Consider the following 16,798-nt stretch of genomic DNA (forward strand, 5'->3'; position numbering starts at 1 on the left):
CCCACGGTATCCGGCGCTCCGCGGGCGCGTGCCGCCGGTCCGCTTGGCGGACACCTGTTCCTCCCGGATGAGGCTTACCGTACTACCGCCGCACTACCGCCCCCCACCGTCCCGACCACTCCGACCGTCCCGACCGCCCCGGCTATCCCGACCACCCCGAGGCCCCGGCGGCGGAGGTGGCGGTGGCGGAGGCGGCGGCCAGTCGCCGTTGCCCGAGGAGCGGGGCCGTGGCTTCGGCTGCGGAGGCGGAGCGACCGGCCCGATGACCGTCGGCGACCCCGACACATCGCGCGGCGGCCGGAGGTAGGGGTTGGTGTCGGGGTTCGAGGGCCGGAAGGGCGCACCGGGACTGTACGGCCCGGCAGCCCCAGGCGCTCCAGACCCATGGACGCCAGCGCCAGGTACACCAGCCCCAGAGACCCCGGCCCCAGGAGCACCCGCCCCAGCCGACGGCGCCACCCCAGCCGCATCCCCCGCAAGCGCAAGCGGCGAAACCCTGCCCCCCGCGGCCCCACTCGCCACCGCGAGCAACGCTCCCACCGCCCCCGCACCGGCACCCCACGCCGCACCCAGCAGGAACGCCATCCCCAGCTGTCCGTGCAGCTCGATCCCCGCCCCGAACGCGTCGAAGCCGAGCACCGACAGCGAGGCGTCCGCGGACACCCCCGTCAGCCACACCATCAACGGCAGCGCGAGCGCCGTAAGGACGCCGAGCCGCACCGCGCACTGCCCCGCGAACCGCAGGGCGCCCGTCTCACCCCGTACATAAGGAGTACGGACAGCGGTGAGCACCCCGGCGAACAGGATCATCAGTGCCGCCGCGACCCCGAGGAGCCAGACCCTGCTGTCGAGCTCCGCGAGCCGCCCCAGCGTCACCGCCTCGTCCCCCCCGGCGCCCGAACCCGTGAGGAGGTCGTCCATCGGGTCCGGCAGGAGCTTGGCCAGCTCGCCTGTCGCCTCCCCGTCCCACGGCACGAAGAGCCCGACCGGCACCCCGAGCCACACCCCGTTCGGCGCCCCGAGCAGCGCGGCGCCCGCGATCCGCTTGGGGTTGGCGTCGCCGATCATCGCGTACAGCGCCGCCGCGAGCCCGGCGAGCACCGCCACCAGCGCCACCGTGACCAGCGCGGACGCGGCGGGCCGCACCACGCGGTGCAGGGCGCCCCACCCGGCAGGCAGCGGCGTACGACGCGAGGCGAGCAGCGCGATCAGCAGGACACCGATCACCCACACCGCGCCCCCGAGCAGCGTCGGACCCATGTCCACGGTGAATCCGACGGCTGCCTTCGCCTGGGCGAGATCGCCGAGCCGGTCGGGCAGCAGACCGCCGATGTCACCGAGCCCGTCGGGAAGTTTGTCCGTGATGTCATCGGGGAGCTGGTCGACGCCCTCCTCGATGCCCTTGTCGATCCCCAGCTGCTCGCCGTCGATCGTGATGATGTCGTGACCCGCCCACGCGAGCCCCCCGAGCATCGCGAGAAAGAGGGCGATCACCGCACCCGCGCGCGCTGCCAGTTCCGCCGGAGTGATCACAACTCCCGCCCCGCGCAAGGAACGTAGGAAAAAATACGCAAGGAGAAGCGCTCCCGCGAGCCCGACGCCCAGCGGCGCGACGTCGATCGCGGTGGTCGCCTCGGCGCCGTCCAGCCCGAACGCCGACACGTCACCGGAGGGGGTGACCGAGCCACCCGCGCCGAGCGCCACCACGGCAGCCGTCATCGGCCCCAGGGACCCCACCGAGTCCGCGCCGAGGAGATGCAGACCGAGCGCCGCCGTACCGGCCATCCCGACAAGAGCCCAGCTCACGGCGGCAATCGCGGAGAGCAGCACATCGCCCCACCGCACGCCCCGGCCTTCGGCCCGCTTCCCGCCGGTCTCCATCTGGACCCCCCGCCTCGCACCGCGCCGCCCGATTGGTGCGGGATGTGCGCAATGCTCATGATCCGTATGCACTCATGGGCGGTTACTACTCTCCGGGGCGGTTTCTTCCCCGTCAACGGGGCGGTCGTGGAGGCCCGTACGCAGTCTTCACAAGGCCCGACTTTCGGTCAGAGGCCTCCGCCTGAAATAGTTCCTCCCGATGTTCGACATCCCTAGACTCCCCATGACGGGGGCTAGCTCGGGGGACAACTCAGTGGGGCTGGAGTGCCGGAACTCGTACTGGAATTGAATGGAAGGACCTGGACGCTCGATCCGTCCAGGTCGTACACCCTCGGACGTGATCCGCAGGGGGATCTCGCGCTTGACGACGCCAGGGTGTCCTGGCGTCACGCCACGATCAGCTGGAGCGGCCGCAGTTGGGTCATCGAGGACCACGGCAGCACCAATGGCACCTTTGTGCAGGGCCAGCGGATCCACCAGATGGAAATCGGCCCCGGCTCGGCCGTGAACCTCGGCAACGCGACCGACGGTCCGCGGCTGAACGTGTCCGGCAGCGCCTCGGGTGCCGCCGCCGTGTCCGCACCGCAGCAGGCGGCCCAGCAGGCACCGGCCCATCAGGCGCCGCAACACCAGGCACCGCAGCACCACGCGCAGCAGCAGGGCGGGCCCGGCTGGGCCGCCAAGACTCCTGAGCCGCAGGCGCCGCAGTACCAGGCGCAGCAGCAGATGCCCCAGCAGCAGGGCTGGCCGCAGCCGCAGCAGGCGGCTCAGCACCAGCAGCCCCAGCAGCCGCAGGTCCCGCAGCAGCAGGGTCCCGGCGCGGGTTCCGGCGGTGTCGCGGGGGCCCCGCCGGTCTACGGGGACCGCAGCCCGACGACGTTCCACCAGCTCTCGCTCGGCCGCAAGATGCGCATCGGCCGCGCCCTGGAGAACGAACTGGTCGTCTCCGACCTCCAGGTCTCCCGGCACCACGCCGAGTTCACGGCCACTCCGGACGGCCGCTTCGAGATCCATGACCTCGGCTCGCACAACGGCACGTACATCAACGGTCAGCCGGTCGCGAAGTCGGGCACGGCCCTCATCGGCCCGAACGACATCGTCAGCGTCGGTCACTCGACGTTCCGGCTCGTCGGCGACCGGCTCGAGGAGTTCGTCGACACCGGTGAGATCTCCTTCTCCGCCCGCCACCTGACGGTGACGGTCGACGGCGGCAAGGACATCCTCAAGGACGTCTCCTTCGGCGTCCCGGAGAAGTCGCTCATCGCGGTCATCGGCCCCTCGGGTTCCGGAAAGTCCACCCTGCTCAAGGCGCTCACCGGTTACCGGCCCGCCAACAAGGGCGACGTCCTCTACGACAACCGGAACCTCTACAAGCAGTTCGCCGAGCTGCGCCAGCGCATCGGTCTGGTCCCGCAGGACGACATCCTGCACAAGGAACTGACCGTCAAGAAGGCCCTCAAGTACGCCGCCAAGCTGCGCTTCCCCTCGGACACCAGCGAGCAGGAGCGCGAGCAGCGGATCGACGAGGTCCTGCGCGAGCTCAAGCTGGACATCCACAAGGAGAAGAAGGTCACCTCCCTCTCCGGTGGCCAGCGCAAGCGCGTGTCGGTGGCTCTCGAGCTCCTCACCAAGCCGTCGCTGATCTTCCTGGACGAGCCCACCTCCGGCCTCGACCCGGGCATGGACCGCGACGTCATGCAACTCCTGCGCGGCCTCGCCGACGACGGCCGCACGGTCCTCGTCGTCACGCACTCGGTCGCCGAGCTGGCGATCTGCGACAAGCTCCTGGTGATGGCGCCGGGCGGCTCGGTCGCGTACTTCGGTCCGCCGGAGGAAGCGCTCAACTTCTTCGGCTACCAGACGTGGGCGGACGTCTTCTCGGCGTTCGAGAACTACCGCGACTACGACTGGGCGGGCCGCTGGAAGGGCTCGCAGCACTACCAGATGTACGCCGCCGACATCGACGCTGTGGCCGCCCAGTCGGTCCACATGCCGCCGCCGCAGGCGATCAGGCCGCCCAAGCCGCAGGGCTGGGGCTCACAGCTGTGGACCCTGATCCGCCGCTACACCTCGGTGATCGCCTCCGACAAGGGCTTCCTGGGCCTGATGGTGATCCTGCCTGCGGTCCTCGGCATCGTCAGCGTCGTCATCCCCGCCGAGTTCGGGCTCGCCCCGCCGAAGCCGCCGTCCAAGTTCAACGGCGACGCCGGAACGATCATGCTGATCCTCGCGGTCGGCATGTGCTTCTCCGGTGCGGCCAACTCCGTACGAGAACTGATCAAGGAACGGGTCATCTACGAACGGGAGCGGGCCACCGGCCTTTCCCGCTCGGCGTACCTGATGTCCAAGGTCATCGTCCTCGGCGTGATCACGGCCCTCCAGGGCGTCATCATCTGCGGCATCGGCTTCGCGACGCGCGATCTGCCGGAAGAGGGCCTGATCCTGCCCCCGGCCGTCGAGATCTGCCTGGTCATCATCGCCCTCGGCTTCACCTCGATGATGTTCGGCCTGGTCATCTCCTCGCTGGTGAAGACCGCCGAGAAGACCATGCCGCTCCTGGTGATGTTCGCGATCGTCCAGGTCGTCTTCACCGGTGTGCTCTTCCAGGTCTACGGCTCGCCCGGCCTGGAGCAGTTCGCCTGGCTGATGCCGTCGCGCTGGGCCATCGCCGGTGCGGGCGCCACGCTGGACCTCGCCCACCTCATGCCGCCGTGGGACCCGAAGAAGCCGGGCGACCTCGACCCGCTGTGGGAGCACACGGCCGGCCAGTGGGGCATGAACATCACGATCCTGCTCCTGATCGGCATCGCCTGCGGCTTCGCGGTCGCACGGCTCCTTCGCCGCCACGAGCCGGAGGTCATGCGCAAGTAGCGGGCCCGCGGGAACGACGAGAGGGCGGCACCCCCTGGGGGGTGCCGCCCTTCGGCGTCTGCAGAGCCTCGGTGAAGAGGTCCGTTGATCGGGAGATCAGGCTCAGTAGGCGCTGTTCACGTTGTCCATCGAGCCGTAGCGGTCGGCGGCGTAGTTGGCCGCGGCCGTGATGTTGGCGACCGGGTCGTAGATGTTCGTGGACGTGCCCTCGACGTGGTAGGCGTCGAACGTCGGCTGGATGACCTGGAGCAGGCCGACGGACGGGGTGCCGTTGATGGCGTTGATGTCCCAGCCGTTCTTGGCGTTCGGGTCGCCCGCAGACTCACGGATGATGTTGCGGTGCAGGCCCTCGTAGGAGCCGGGGATGCCCTTGGCCTTCATGATGTCCAGGGACTGGCGGATCCAGCCGTCGAGGTTGTTGGCGTAGACCGGCTTGCGCGCGGCGGCACGGCTCGCGGCTTCCTTGGCCTTGCGCGCGTCCTCGGCCTTCTTCTTGGCCGCGGCCTCCTCGTCGGCCCGCTTCTTCGCGGCGGCGTCGGCCTCGGCCTTCGCCTTCGCGGCGGCGGCGTCCTTGGCCTTCTTGTCGACGGCGGTGTGCTGCTTGATGACGCCGGCCTCGACCGCCTGCTGGGCCTCGGCGTTCTGCTTGAAGGCCACCGGGGCGGCCTCGACGCTCTGGGTTTCGGTTCCGGCATCGGCGCTGCCCGGCACGAGGGAGAACGCGAGGGCGGCGGCGCCGAGCGTGGCGACACCGGCGATGGCGAACTTCTGGGTCTTGGTCGGCGCGGGGCGACTATGACCAGGGGTGCTGAGCTTGGACATGGCTGATGGACCTCTTCGAATCGCGGAGGTCGCTCTGGCCGGCGGGGACATGTACTGATCCGGCACAAACGCCGCGGTGCGAGACCGCGGCGCCGAGCGACGGATGCAATTCTTAGCGGCCGCAAAATTCTGTGGCAAAGCAGTGACGTACGAAGCCGGGTAGTGGATCAGGGGGCGCGGTGTACGCATTTATGGCATTGCACCCCATGCGCATAAAGGACTTTCCGCTCCACTAGGGGCCTTCGTACGTGATGCGCGTCCTATGTGCGGGCTCACATCGGACCCGTAACAACCTCACCAACAGTTGCCGTCGCAACTCTCTGTGTGAGGAAACTCCTCCGGAAGTAGGAGATGCACGTCGCCGAACTCGTGCCACAGGTAGAGACGGCGTACGGCCTCCGTATAGCCCCGGTCCACGGCGGCCCGGCCGGCGATCGCCTCCAGCATCAGCAGATGTGAGGCCTGCGGCTCGTGCAGCCCCGTGAGCAGCCCGTCCACCACGCGCACGCCCCGCTCGGGCGTCACCACGAGCTCCGTACGGCCCGCTGCCGCCCGGACCACCCCGTCGGGGCCCGCGGCCGACTCGACGGCGCGCACGGCCGTCGTACCGACCGCGATGACGCGCCCGCCGCCCGCCGCGGCGGCGTTGATCAGCCGCGCCGACGCCTCGGGCACCTCGAAGAGCTCGGGATACGGCGGTTCGTGCGCCTCGGGGGACGCCACCCCCGTATGCAGCGTGACCGGGGCGAACTGCACACCCCTGCTCACCAGGCGTGCCACCAGGTCCGCGGTGAAGGGTCGGGCCGCGCTCGGCATCTCCGCACTGCCCGCCCCGCCGGCCGACGGCAGCGCGAACACGGTCTGGTGCGCGGAGAGCGGCTGGTCCCTCTCCGTGTAGGAGTATCGGATGGGGCGCCCGTGCCGCCGCAGCAGCGACGGCACGTCGGCCGGCACCCGGGCCCACCACAACCGCCCGCTCCCCGGGGCCAGCGGCTCCTCGACGACCAGACGTACGTCACCGGGGAGCCGCACGACTGCATGCGCGGGCCCGCCCGCCCGTGCGCGCGTGGTGCCCCTGCCGTCCGGGTCCCGCAACTCGACGGCCCACCGCCCGTCGTCGCCCCGGGTCGAGAAATGCACCACCACGCGCGCGTGCCCGATGGTTCCGTCGACCGCCGCGGGCAGCGTCTGTGAGGTGTTCACGATCAGCAGGTCCCCGGCCCGCAGCAGCGCGGGCAGGTCGGTGAACGCGTGGTGCGAGACCTCCGTCCCGCGCGACAGGAGCAGCCGCACCGCGTCCCTGCCGAGCCCCGGACCACGCTGCTCGGCGGGGACGCGCGCCGACAGCTCGTCGGGCACCCGCACGGCCAGCGTCATCGGGCGTCCAGCAAAGAAGGGGCGGCGTACCGCCCGCTGGCCGGTCGCTCGTCGAGCAGCCTCAGGAAGGCGGGCACCACCGTCTCGGGCGACGGCCGTCCCGAGGCGTCGTCCACCGGGACGGCCGCCTGGTAGAGATTGGTCCGCATGTCACCGGGATCGACCGCCCACACCCTGATCCCCGGCTCCTCCACGGCGAGGACCGCCGACAGCTGGTCGAGAGCGGCCTTGGACGCCCCGTACCCACCCCACGTCTCGTACGCCTCCACGGCCGCGTCGGAGCTGACATCGACCACCGCCCCCGTCCCGGAGGCCCGCAACAGGGGCAGCGCCTCGCGGATCAGCCCCAGCGCCGCCACCACATTGGTCTCCAGAGCCAGCCGCAGCCCATCGGGCGAGAGCTCATCGAGCCGTACGAGGGGCTCCGCGCCCAGCGCGCTCGCGTTGTTCACCAGCAGATCGAGACCGCCGAGGCCGCGCGCCGCCGCCACCAGATCAGCCCGGTGCCCGGCATCCGTGACATCCCCGGCGACGGCCTCCACGCGCGCGCCGCGCCCCGCCAGATCGCGGGCGGCCTCATCGAGCACGGCGGCCGTTCTCGCGTCGAGCACCAAGCCCCAGCCCCGCTCGGCGAGCGCCGCCGCCAGCGCCCGCCCCAGCCCCTTCGAAGCCCCCGTGATGATCGCTACCGGCATGACATCCGTCCCCTCGGGTCACCCTGCGGCCGCTTCTCCAGCGGATGACCTCACGGTAGGAAGGGGACCGCTCCCGGCGCCTCGTGCGTCGGCCGCAACCACTCAGGGCCCTTGGGCCTACGCCGACAGCCCTAGGCGGCGGCCACCACTGGTCCGATACGGACTGTCACACCCCGCCGGTACGGTGAGGCCATGAGTCAAGGTCCCCGGTCCGGCCTGAACGCGGTGAGCTCCGCGCTTCTCGCCATGAGCAGGCAACTGGAGGTGCGCGACGTCCTGAAGACGATCGTCGCCTCGGCCCGCGAACTGCTCGACGCGGAGTACGCGGCGCTCGGCGTTCCGGACGACCACGGAGGGTTCGCCCAGTTCGTCGTCGACGGCGTCAGCGACGAGCAGTGGCGTGCCATCGGCCCGCTGCCCCGCCAGCACGGCATCCTCGCCGCGATGCTGCACAAGGCTGAGCCCGAGCGCCTCGCCGACGTGCGCAAGGACCCGCGCTTCGAGGGCTGGCCGTCCGCCCACCCGGACATGTCCGACTTCCTCGGCCTGCCGATCCGGTACGGGGACGAGACGCTGGGCGCCCTCTTCCTCGCGAACAAGAACTGCCCCAAGCCGGACGGCGGTTGCGGGTTCACCGCCGACGACGAGGAGCTCCTGTCGATCCTCGCCCAGCACGCCGCCATCGCCCTCACCAACGCCCGTCTCTACGAGCGCAGTCGCGAGCTGACCATCGCCGAGGAGCGCTCGCGCCTGGCCCACGAACTGCACGACGCCGTCAGCCAGAAGCTGTTCTCGCTGCGCCTGACCGCGCAGGCCGCGGCCGCCCTGGTGGACCGCGACCCCTCGCGCGCCAAGGGCGAACTCCAGCAGGTGGCCGTGCTCGCGGCCGAGGCCGCGGACGAACTGCGCGCCGCCGTCGTGGAGTTGCGCCCCGCCGCCCTGGACGAGGACGGCCTGGTGGCCACCCTGCGCACCCACACGCAGGTCCTGGACCGCGCGCACTCCGCCGCCGTCACCTTCGAGAGCCGCGCGATCCGCGCCCTGCCCGCGGCCCAGGAGGAAGCGATGCTGCGCGTCGCCCAGGAGGCGCTGCACAATGCCTTGCGGCACTCCGGCGCGGAACACGTCTGCGTGACCCTGGTGCGACGCGGCGCCGGAGCCGTGCTGCGCGTCACGGACGACGGCAGCGGCTTCGACCCGCGCGCGATCCGGCGCGCGGGGCGGCACTTGGGCCTGGTCTCGATGCGGGACAGGGCCGGCGGGGTCGGCGGACGGCTGACCGTGGAATCGGAGCCCGGCAAGGGCACGACGATCGAGATGGAGGTTCCCGGTGGCTGACGCTGTGTTCGAGACGAAGACGGGGATCCGGGTGCTGCTGGTCGACGACCACCAGGTGGTCCGCCGCGGTCTGCGTACGTTCCTCGAGGTGCAGGACGACATCGAGGTCGTGGGGGAGGCGTCGGACGGCGCCGAAGGGGTCGAGCAGGCCGAGAAGTTGAAGCCGGACGTCGTCCTCATGGACGTCAAGATGCCGGGCATGGACGGGGTCGAGGCCCTGCGCAAGCTCCGCGAACTGGCCAACCCCGCGCGCGTGCTCATCGTCACCAGCTTCACCGAGCAGCGCACGGTCGTCCCGGCCCTGCGCGCGGGCGCCGCCGGGTATGTCTACAAGGACGTCGACCCGGACGCCCTGGCGGGCGCCATCCGGTCCGTGCACGCGGGTCATGTGCTGCTCCAGCCCGAGGTGGCGGGCGCGCTCCTGTCCCAGGAGGAGGCCAACACCGGCCAGGGGAGGGGCGGTTCGCTCACGGAGCGGGAACGCGAGGTCCTCGGCCTCATCGCCGACGGCCGCTCGAACCGCGAGATCGCGCGCGCCCTCGTGCTCTCCGAGAAGACCGTCAAGACCCACGTCTCGAACATCCTGATGAAGCTGGACCTCGCCGACCGCACCCAGGCCGCCCTGTGGGCCGTCCGACACGGTGTGACCGGCTGATTAACGTTTCTGCGTACCCCGCCGACCGTCGGAGCGGATGGATGCGTTCCGGTCTGAGATTCATACCGTCGTGTCAATGTCCCTCGATTGGCGCAACCTGCGCGCCGCCCGGCCGTTTTCAGTGCGTGCCGCGGCGGCTGGCCGCGGCGATCGCTAGGAGGGTCTAGAAGTGAAGAACCTGAAGAAGGCCGCTGCTGTCACGATGGTGGCGGGTGGCCTCGTCGTCGCCGGTGCCGGTCTCGCCTCCGCCACGGACGGTGCGCACGCGGGCGGCAAGGCCGTGAAGTCGCCGGGCGTCGGCTCGGGCAACCTCGTCCAGGCGCCGGTGCACATCCCCGTGAACGCCGTGGGCAACACCGTGTCGGTCATCGGCGCCCTCAACCCGGCCTTCGCGAACGACGGCCTCAACGCCTGACGCACGCCCCAGGCGCAGCAGTGACTACCGGCCTCCCGGGTAATTCCCGGGGGGCCGGTCTGCCGTGCCCCGTAGGGGTGCGGGGAACTGAGCTGCTGTGCCCCGTAAGGGGCGCGGGGAACTGCGCGACAAGCCACGACGGTGCCGCGGCCGACAGTCCCTCCGGAACAAACGGCCCCCGGAGCTACGGCCGCCCCAGGCAGCGGGGCTCAGCCCCGCTCCCGCTCCTCCACAAATGCGTTGTACGCGGCCACCTGCGCCCGCCGAGCCGTCCGTTCGACCGGACGCAGCGCCTCACCCCGCGCGGCCATCTCCGAGGCGCTCACGGCCCCGCCATGGCCGTTCTCGTACGCCACCGAGATCAGCAGGCCAACGCGCTGGGCCAGCTCCAACACCCGTACGGCACGCGGCGGATAACCGGGGGCCAGAGCCTCGCGCCCGCGCTCGGCCCGCGCCCGGTAGGCGTCCACCGCGGCCTCGGCGACCGGTCCCGAGCCCGCGACGTCAAGGCGCGAGAGCACCTCCGTCGCGTCCCGCAGCGCTTCGGCCAGCTCACGCTCCGCCTCGCCAAGCGAGGGCACATCGGCGGGCGGAGCCTCCCGTACGGGCAGGCAGTGCCAGAGGACCTCCACGTGTACGTCACCCTCGGGCCCCGCCTCGGACACCTCGGGCACCAGGCCGTACGGCGCCCCGAAGGCGACGACCGCCTCCTGCGCGTCCAGGGCGCGGGCGTTGAACGCGGGCGGACCGCTCAGGCCGAGCGGATGGCCCGGCGCGGGCAGCGCGACCCGGAGCCCGGTCACCCCGAGCGTGCGCAATCGCCCGACGGCGAGCGTGAGACCGACGGGCCCCGACTCGCCGGGGAGACCTTCGACTCGGTGCACGGCGTCGTCACCGACCATCGCGTGCACCGCGTCATCCGGCGAGACAAGTCCGGCAAGAAGGGCATTTCCCCATGCCGCCAGGCGTCCTGAGCGTGGTTCCGAGAGCATGCGTACAGCCTAAGGACCGGGCTAAGGGCGGGAGCGCTCGACCGGTGGCGTAGGTTTTCTCCCAGGGGACTGCGTCCACAGACGCAAGCGACAGCCGAGACTGCAATGGGAGACAACGCGCTCATGAGCGATGTACTGGAGCTGGAGGACGTATCCGTGGTCCGCGAGGGCCGGGCTCTGGTGGACCAGGTCTCCTGGTCGGTCAAGGAGGGTGAGCGCTGGGTCATCCTCGGACCGAACGGGGCGGGGAAGACCACCCTCCTGAACGTCGCGTCCAGCTACCTCTACCCGAGCACCGGAACCGCCACCATCCTCGGCGAGACCCTGGGCAAGCCCGGCACCGACGTCTTCGAGCTCCGCCCGCGCATCGGCGTGGCCGGCATCGCGATGGCCGAGAAGCTGCCCAAGAACCAGACCGTGCTCCAGACGGTGCTCACCGCCGCGTACGGCATGACCGCCGGCTGGCACGAGGACTACGAGGACGTCGACGAGCAGCGCGCCCGCGCCTTCCTCGACCGCCTCGGCATGACGGACTACCTGGACCGCAAGTTCGGCACCCTCTCCGAGGGCGAGCGCAAGCGCACGCTGATCGCGCGCGCCCTGATGACCGACCCCGAGCTGCTCCTCCTGGACGAGCCCGCCGCGGGCCTCGACCTCGGCGGCCGCGAGGACCTCGTACGCCGTCTCGGCCGTCTGGCCCGCGACCCGATCGCCCCCTCGATGATCATGGTCACGCACCACGTCGAGGAGATCGCCCCCGGCTTCACCCACGTCCTCATGATCCGCCAGGGCAAGATCATGGCCGCGGGCCCGCTGGAGCTCGAACTGACCTCCCGCAACCTCTCCCTGTGCTTCGGACTGCCCCTGGTGGTCGAGGAGCGCGGCGAGCGCTGGAGCGCGCAGGGTCTCCCGCTCGGCTGAAACGGCGCGAACGGCCGGGCCCGCTCCGGCCGGTAGATCACGTGCCCTGTGCGAGAAGGTCCCGCGGTCCTACCATGACCACGTGGACATCGACGCATGGGTGTGGTGGCTGATCGGCGCCGCCGCGCTCGGAATCCCGCTCGTACTGACCGCGATGCCGGAGTTCGGCATGCTCTCCGTGGGCGCCGTCGCGGGCGCCGTGACCGCGGGCCTCGGCGGCGGCACCGTGCTCCAAGTCGTCGTGTTCGCCGCGGTGTCGGTCGCGCTCATCGCGGTCGTACGCCCGGTGGCGGCGCGGCACCGTTCCCAACGGCCCGAACTGGCCACCGGAGTCGAGGCGTTGAAGGGCAGGACAGCCGTCGTCCTGGAACGCGTCGACGCCTCCGGCGGCCGGATCAAACTCGCCGGCGAGGTCTGGTCGGCCCGCGCGCTCGACACCGCCCAGAGCTACGAGGCGGGACGCGAGGTGGATGTCGTCGAGATCGACGGAGCGACGGCCGTCGTCATGTGAATCCACCACGGGGTGTGCGGCGGTCTGTCAGACTCGACCAGCAAGATCTTCGCCGACCCACGTGCTGGCTCTGCGGATCTTCCGGGAACACCGAGGCAAGAGGGGTACGGGGAACAACGATGCAACCAATCATCATCGTCCTGATCATTCTGGTGGTGCTGGTCTTCATCGCCCTGATCAAGACGATCCAGGTCATCCCGCAGGCCAGTGCGGCGATCGTCGAGCGCTTCGGCCGCTACACACGGACGCTGAACGCGGGCCTGAACATCGTCGTCCCGTTCATCGACTCGATCCGCAACCGCATCGACCTCCGTGAACAGGTCGTCCCCTTCCCGCCCCAGCCGGTGATCACCCAGGACAACCTCGTGGTGAACATCGACACCGTCATCTACTACCAGGTGACCGACGCCCGCGCCGCGACGTACGAGGTCGCCAGCTACATCCAGGCGATCGAGCAGCTCACCGTCACCACGCTGCGCAACATCATCGGTGGCATGGACCTGGAGCGGACCCTGACCTCCCGCGAGGAGATCAACGCGGCGCTGCGCGGCGTCCTGGACGAGGCCACCGGCAAGTGGGGCATCCGCGTCAACCGCGTCGAGCTCAAGGCCATCGAGCCGCCGACCTCCATCCAGGACTCGATGGAGAAGCAGATGCGCGCCGACCGAGACAAGCGCGCCGCGATCCTCCAGGCCGAAGGTGTACGCCAGTCGGAGATCCTGCGCGCCGAAGGTGAGAAGCAGTCCGCCATCCTGCGCGCCGAAGGTGAGGCCAAGGCCGCGGCCCTGCGCGCCGAGGGCGAGGCCCAGGCGATCCGTACGGTCTTCGAGTCCATCCACGCCGGCGACCCGGACCAGAAGCTCCTCTCGTACCAGTACCTCCAGATGCTCCCGAAGATCGCCGAGGGCGACGCGAACAAGCTCTGGATCGTCCCCAGCGAAATCGGCGACGCCCTCAAGGGCCTCGGCGGCGCACTCGGCAACTTCGGCCCCCTGGGCGGCGGCTCCGGCAGCTCCGGCGCCACCGGCAGCGTCCCCGCCCCCGCCACCGAGCGCCGCGAACAGCCACGTATCGACTGAGGCCTCGACAGGGGGGCGCGGGGCGCGGAGCTAAGCCGCGGGCTGAGCCAGCCAGTCGGGCAGCGAAGCCAGTTCGTCCCGGCCGAGCGCGAGCAGCATCGCGTCGGCCGGAGTCGGCTCGAAGGGCTGCCGCAACAACGGCATCCCGGCCTCCTCAGGCGTACGGTCCGCCTTGCGGTGATTGTCCATCGCGCACGAGGCGACCGTGTTCAGCCAGGTGTCCGTACCGCCCTGCGCCCGCGGCACCACGTGGTCCACGGTCGTCGCCCGCCTCCCGCAGTACGCGCACCGGTGCTGGTCCCGCACGAGGACACCCCGCCGCGACCATGGAGCCCGTCTTCGGAAAGGCACCCGTACATACCTGCAGAGCCTGATCACCCGAGGCACCGGTATCTCGACCGCTGCCGCGCGCACACGGAGTCCGGGGTGGGCGTGTTCGACGACGGCCTTGTCGCTGAGGACCAGCACGACGGCACGGTTCAGCGTCACCGTCGACAGCGGCTCGAAGCTCGCGTTCAGCACCAGCGTGTCCCGCATTTCGCCCACCTCCCGTATGCACACCGACCCACCCCTGGCGGGCTGGGATCAACTCTGGCCGGGCGCGCCGAGATGGACAACGCAATAAAAAATGCCCGCCCCTGATCACTTCCATGACCAGGGGCGGGCAAACGTTCAGTGAACGCTCAGCTACCGGCGGGAGCCGCGTACTCGGCGAGCACCTGCGCACGCCCGACCGTGTGGAACCGGAGGTTGAACCCGACGACGGCGGGCGAGGCGTCGGAGTCCGGACCGAGCTTCTCCTGGTCCACCGCGTACACGGTGAACACATAACGGTGCGCCGGGTCACCGGGAGGCGGCGCGGCGCCCCCGAACTCCTTCGTCCCGTAGTCGTTGCGCACCTGGATCGCGCCCTCGGGCAGCCCCTCGAACTTGCCGCTGCCCGCGCCGGTGGGCAGCTCGGTCACCGACACCGGGATGTCGATGACCGACCAGTGCCAGAATCCGCTGCCCGTGGGCGCGTCCGGGTCGAAGCACGTCACGGCAAAGCTCTTGGTCTCCGGCGGGAAGCCCTCCCACCGCAGGTGCGGCGAGGTGTTCCCGGCCGCCTGGACCTGAGCGTCCTTAAGGACCGCACCCGGTTCGAAGTCCTCGCTCACGACCGTGAAGGACGGCACGGGCGGATGGAAGTCATGCGGAAGCGGCGGCCTCTTGAGCTCGGTCACGTCAGCACCTCCTGGTTGGTTCCTGATCGGCGGTAGCTCTACAGCTCTTCCGTCCCGAGCCTAGAACCAGTTGCGCTTGCTGCCGACCTGGGACAGCCACTCGTTGAGGTACGCCGCCCAGTCCGTGCCCTGGAAGTCGTTCAGACCGACCTTGAAGGACCGGAACGAGTCGCTGCCCTCACTGAAGAGACCCGGCTTCTTGTCCATCTCCAGGACGACGTCCATCTCGCGGTCGTCGGCCACGAAGCTCAACTCGACCTGGTTGAGGCCGCGGTACTGCTGCGGCGGGAAGAACTCGATCTCCTGGTAGAACGGCAGCTTCTGCCGCGTGCCACGGATGTGCCCGCGCTCCATGTCCGCACTCTTGAAGCGGAAGCCCAGCTGGATGAACGCGTCCAGGATGGCCTGCTGCGCCGGCAGCGGGTGCACGTTGACCGGGTCCAGGTCACCGGAGTCCACGGCCCGCGCGATCTCGAGCTCGGTGGTCACACCGATGTTCATCCCGCGCAGCTGCTGCCCGTCGATGGAGGTGATCGGCGTCTCCCAGGGGATCTCCAGCCCGAACGGCACCGCGTGCACCTGACCCGCCTGGAGCGTGAAGGCCCCACCGAGGCGCAGCTTGGTGAACTCGATGTCCTGCTTCGTCTCCTGGTCCTGGCCCTCGACCTCCACCCGCGCCTGCAGACCGACCGACAGACCCTCGATCTCCTGGTCCACGGAACCGCCCTGGATCCGCACCTCACCCTGGACGACACCACCCGGTACGACGTTGACCTCCGTCAGCACCGTCTCCACCGACGCACCGCCGGCACCCAGGCTCGCAAGCAGCTTCTTGAACCCCATGACTCTCCTCCCCAGGCCCCGCCTGTGGTTCGACTCGACTTGAATCCTTGATCCATACAAACGCGGTGAACCCACGTCCGGTTCCGCGCCCTGCCCGTTCGGACCGTCTCCAGTACGCTCGGACGCCATGATCGAGGCCCCTGACCGTACGCCCCTCACCCATGACTTCTTCGCACGCCCTGTCCTCGACGTGGCCCCTGATCTGCTGGGCCGCGTCCTCGTACGCAGCTCACCGGACGGGCCGATCGAGCTGCGCCTGACAGAGGTGGAGGCCTACGCGGGCGAGGCCGACCCGGGGTCACACGCCTATCGCGGCCCCACCGCCCGCAACAGCGTGATGTTCGGTCCGCCCGGATACGCGTACGTCTACTTCACCTACGGCATGTGGCACTGCCTCAACGTGGTGTGCGGCCCGGAAGGCCAGGCGAGCGGAGTCCTGCTCCGGGCGGGGGAGATCACGGCCGGAGCCGAGACCGCCCGCAAGCGTCGACTCTCGGCCCGCAACGACAGGGAACTGGCCAAAGGCCCGGCACGCCTGGCCACAGCCCTCGACGTGGACCGCAGCCTGAACGGCACCGACCTCTGCGCGGGCGGGGACGCCCCCCTCACTCTCCTCGCGGGCACCCCCGTCGACCCCGACCAGGTCAGCAGCGGCCCGCGTACGGGAGTCGGCGGCGAAGGCGCCGTCCACCCCTGGCGCTTCTGGGCGTCCAACGACCCGACGGTGAGCCCCTATCGGGCCCATACGCCGCGACGCCGCCGAACTTGACGCGGCCCTGGGCGGACCGTAATGTGGCCCGAGCCGCTTGACCCGGTTACGGCAATCTGCCAGCAGCCGAGAGCGGCCAACCACTACCTACGACTTCCCCTCAGCGGGGGCGCATTTCGCATGCTCGCATGCCGGAATTCGAACTCGCGGAACTCGATTATGAGTTGCAGAGGGAATCCGCTAACGTAGTGAACACGCCGAAAGGCAAAGGCCCCCAACGGCCACCGGAAATGAAATCCGAACCGGAAACGGAACGGAAAACGGATCTGGTAGAGTTGGAAACGCAAGACAGCAGGACAAAATGAAACACTGAAGGGAAGCGCCCGGAGGAAAGCCCGAGAGGGTGAGTACAAAGGAAGCGTCCGTTCCTTGAGAACTCAACAGCGTGCCAAAAGTCAACGCCAGA

Annotated in this window: 16 protein-coding genes and 1 pseudogene; 9 read left to right on the plus strand and 8 right to left on the minus strand. The window is 70.1% G+C overall.

All coding sequences use genetic code 11. The features are described from left to right. Positions 1-93: 93 nt before the first annotated feature. Positions 94-1,881 carry a streptophobe family protein gene (locus ACWFRU_RS40430; protein ID WP_453693559.1) on the minus strand — a complete coding sequence of 596 codons (1,788 nt, stop codon included), beginning with the start codon at positions 1,879-1,881 and terminating at the stop codon, positions 94-96. A gap of 264 nt (positions 1,882-2,145) precedes the next feature. Here ACWFRU_RS40430 and ACWFRU_RS40435 point away from each other — a divergent pair, with 264 nt between their 5' ends. Next, positions 2,146-4,752 (plus strand): FHA domain-containing protein, encoded by a 2,607-nt coding sequence (locus tag ACWFRU_RS40435; RefSeq protein ID WP_453693561.1) that lies wholly within the window; start codon positions 2,146-2,148, stop codon positions 4,750-4,752. Positions 4,753-4,854: 102 nt separating this feature from the next. Here ACWFRU_RS40435 and ACWFRU_RS40440 read toward each other — a convergent pair whose 3' ends face one another. The 3 genes from ACWFRU_RS40440 to ACWFRU_RS40450 form a co-directional block, all read right to left on the minus strand. Then, complete coding sequence (locus ACWFRU_RS40440; protein WP_453693563.1) at positions 4,855-5,574, minus strand: transglycosylase SLT domain-containing protein; 720 nt, start codon at positions 5,572-5,574, stop codon at positions 4,855-4,857. Between the two features lie 294 nt (positions 5,575-5,868). Beyond that, positions 5,869-6,951 carry an S-adenosylmethionine:tRNA ribosyltransferase-isomerase gene (locus ACWFRU_RS40445; protein WP_453693565.1) on the minus strand — a complete coding sequence of 361 codons (1,083 nt, stop codon included), beginning with the start codon at positions 6,949-6,951 and terminating at the stop codon, positions 5,869-5,871. Then, positions 6,948-7,646 carry an SDR family NAD(P)-dependent oxidoreductase gene (locus ACWFRU_RS40450; RefSeq protein WP_453693567.1) on the minus strand — a complete coding sequence of 233 codons (699 nt, stop codon included), beginning with the start codon at positions 7,644-7,646 and terminating at the stop codon, positions 6,948-6,950. The genes ACWFRU_RS40445 and ACWFRU_RS40450 overlap by 4 nt, the downstream gene beginning before the upstream one ends. A gap of 192 nt (positions 7,647-7,838) precedes the next feature. Here ACWFRU_RS40450 and ACWFRU_RS40455 point away from each other — a divergent pair, with 192 nt between their 5' ends. The 3 genes from ACWFRU_RS40455 (at position 7,839) to ACWFRU_RS40465 (ending at position 10,054) form a co-directional block, all read left to right on the plus strand. Next, positions 7,839-8,984, plus strand: a complete 1,146-nt coding sequence (locus ACWFRU_RS40455; RefSeq protein ID WP_453693569.1) for a GAF domain-containing sensor histidine kinase — start codon at positions 7,839-7,841, stop codon at positions 8,982-8,984. Continuing rightward, entirely contained in the window at positions 8,977-9,639 is a 663-nt protein-coding gene (locus ACWFRU_RS40460) for a response regulator (protein WP_453693571.1), read from the plus strand. The genes ACWFRU_RS40455 and ACWFRU_RS40460 overlap by 8 nt, the downstream gene beginning before the upstream one ends. Before the next feature lie 169 nt (positions 9,640-9,808). Beyond that, a complete protein-coding gene (locus ACWFRU_RS40465) occupies positions 9,809-10,054 on the plus strand; it encodes a chaplin (RefSeq protein ID WP_453693573.1) in 246 nt (81 codons plus the stop codon). Positions 10,055-10,263: 209 nt separating this feature from the next. Here ACWFRU_RS40465 and ACWFRU_RS40470 read toward each other — a convergent pair whose 3' ends face one another. Continuing rightward, positions 10,264-11,046, minus strand: a complete 783-nt coding sequence (locus ACWFRU_RS40470; RefSeq protein WP_453693575.1) for a hypothetical protein — start codon at positions 11,044-11,046, stop codon at positions 10,264-10,266. Between the two features lie 123 nt (positions 11,047-11,169). On the opposite strand from ACWFRU_RS40470, the pseudogene ACWFRU_RS40475 reads away from it, so the two are divergent. From ACWFRU_RS40475 to ACWFRU_RS40485, 3 genes and pseudogenes are all read left to right on the plus strand, one after another. Next, positions 11,170-11,700, plus strand: a pseudogene (locus ACWFRU_RS40475) (ABC transporter ATP-binding protein); the annotation flags it as partial. A gap of 349 nt (positions 11,701-12,049) precedes the next feature. Continuing rightward, positions 12,050-12,478, plus strand: a complete 429-nt coding sequence (locus tag ACWFRU_RS40480; protein ID WP_365827000.1) for an NfeD family protein — start codon at positions 12,050-12,052, stop codon at positions 12,476-12,478. A gap of 119 nt (positions 12,479-12,597) precedes the next feature. Continuing rightward, the gene (locus tag ACWFRU_RS40485; protein ID WP_453693577.1) at positions 12,598-13,557 is read left to right on the plus strand and encodes an SPFH domain-containing protein; all 960 of its coding nucleotides are present in this window, start codon (positions 12,598-12,600) and stop codon (positions 13,555-13,557) included. Positions 13,558-13,587: 30 nt separating this feature from the next. Here ACWFRU_RS40485 and ACWFRU_RS40490 read toward each other — a convergent pair whose 3' ends face one another. The 3 genes from ACWFRU_RS40490 to ACWFRU_RS40500 form a co-directional block, all read right to left on the minus strand. After that, on the minus strand, positions 13,588-14,094 hold the full coding sequence (locus ACWFRU_RS40490) for an HNH endonuclease (RefSeq protein WP_453693579.1): 507 nt from the start codon (positions 14,092-14,094) through the stop codon (positions 13,588-13,590). 146 nt (positions 14,095-14,240) lie between these two features. Continuing rightward, entirely contained in the window at positions 14,241-14,780 is a 540-nt protein-coding gene (locus ACWFRU_RS40495; RefSeq protein ID WP_453693581.1) for a YbhB/YbcL family Raf kinase inhibitor-like protein, read from the minus strand. Between the two features lie 60 nt (positions 14,781-14,840). After that, positions 14,841-15,623, minus strand: coding sequence for a sporulation protein (locus tag ACWFRU_RS40500; protein WP_453693583.1), 783 nt, complete (start codon positions 15,621-15,623; stop codon positions 14,841-14,843). A 127-nt stretch (positions 15,624-15,750) separates the two neighbouring features. Here ACWFRU_RS40500 and ACWFRU_RS40505 point away from each other — a divergent pair, with 127 nt between their 5' ends. Then, positions 15,751-16,392 (plus strand): DNA-3-methyladenine glycosylase, encoded by a 642-nt coding sequence (locus ACWFRU_RS40505; protein WP_453693585.1) that lies wholly within the window; start codon positions 15,751-15,753, stop codon positions 16,390-16,392. 128 nt (positions 16,393-16,520) lie between these two features. Then, entirely contained in the window at positions 16,521-16,697 is a 177-nt protein-coding gene (locus ACWFRU_RS40510) for a hypothetical protein (RefSeq protein WP_453693587.1), read from the plus strand. Positions 16,698-16,798 lie beyond the last annotated feature (101 nt).

It is taken from the genome of Streptomyces sp. NPDC055099 (assembly GCF_053607685.1).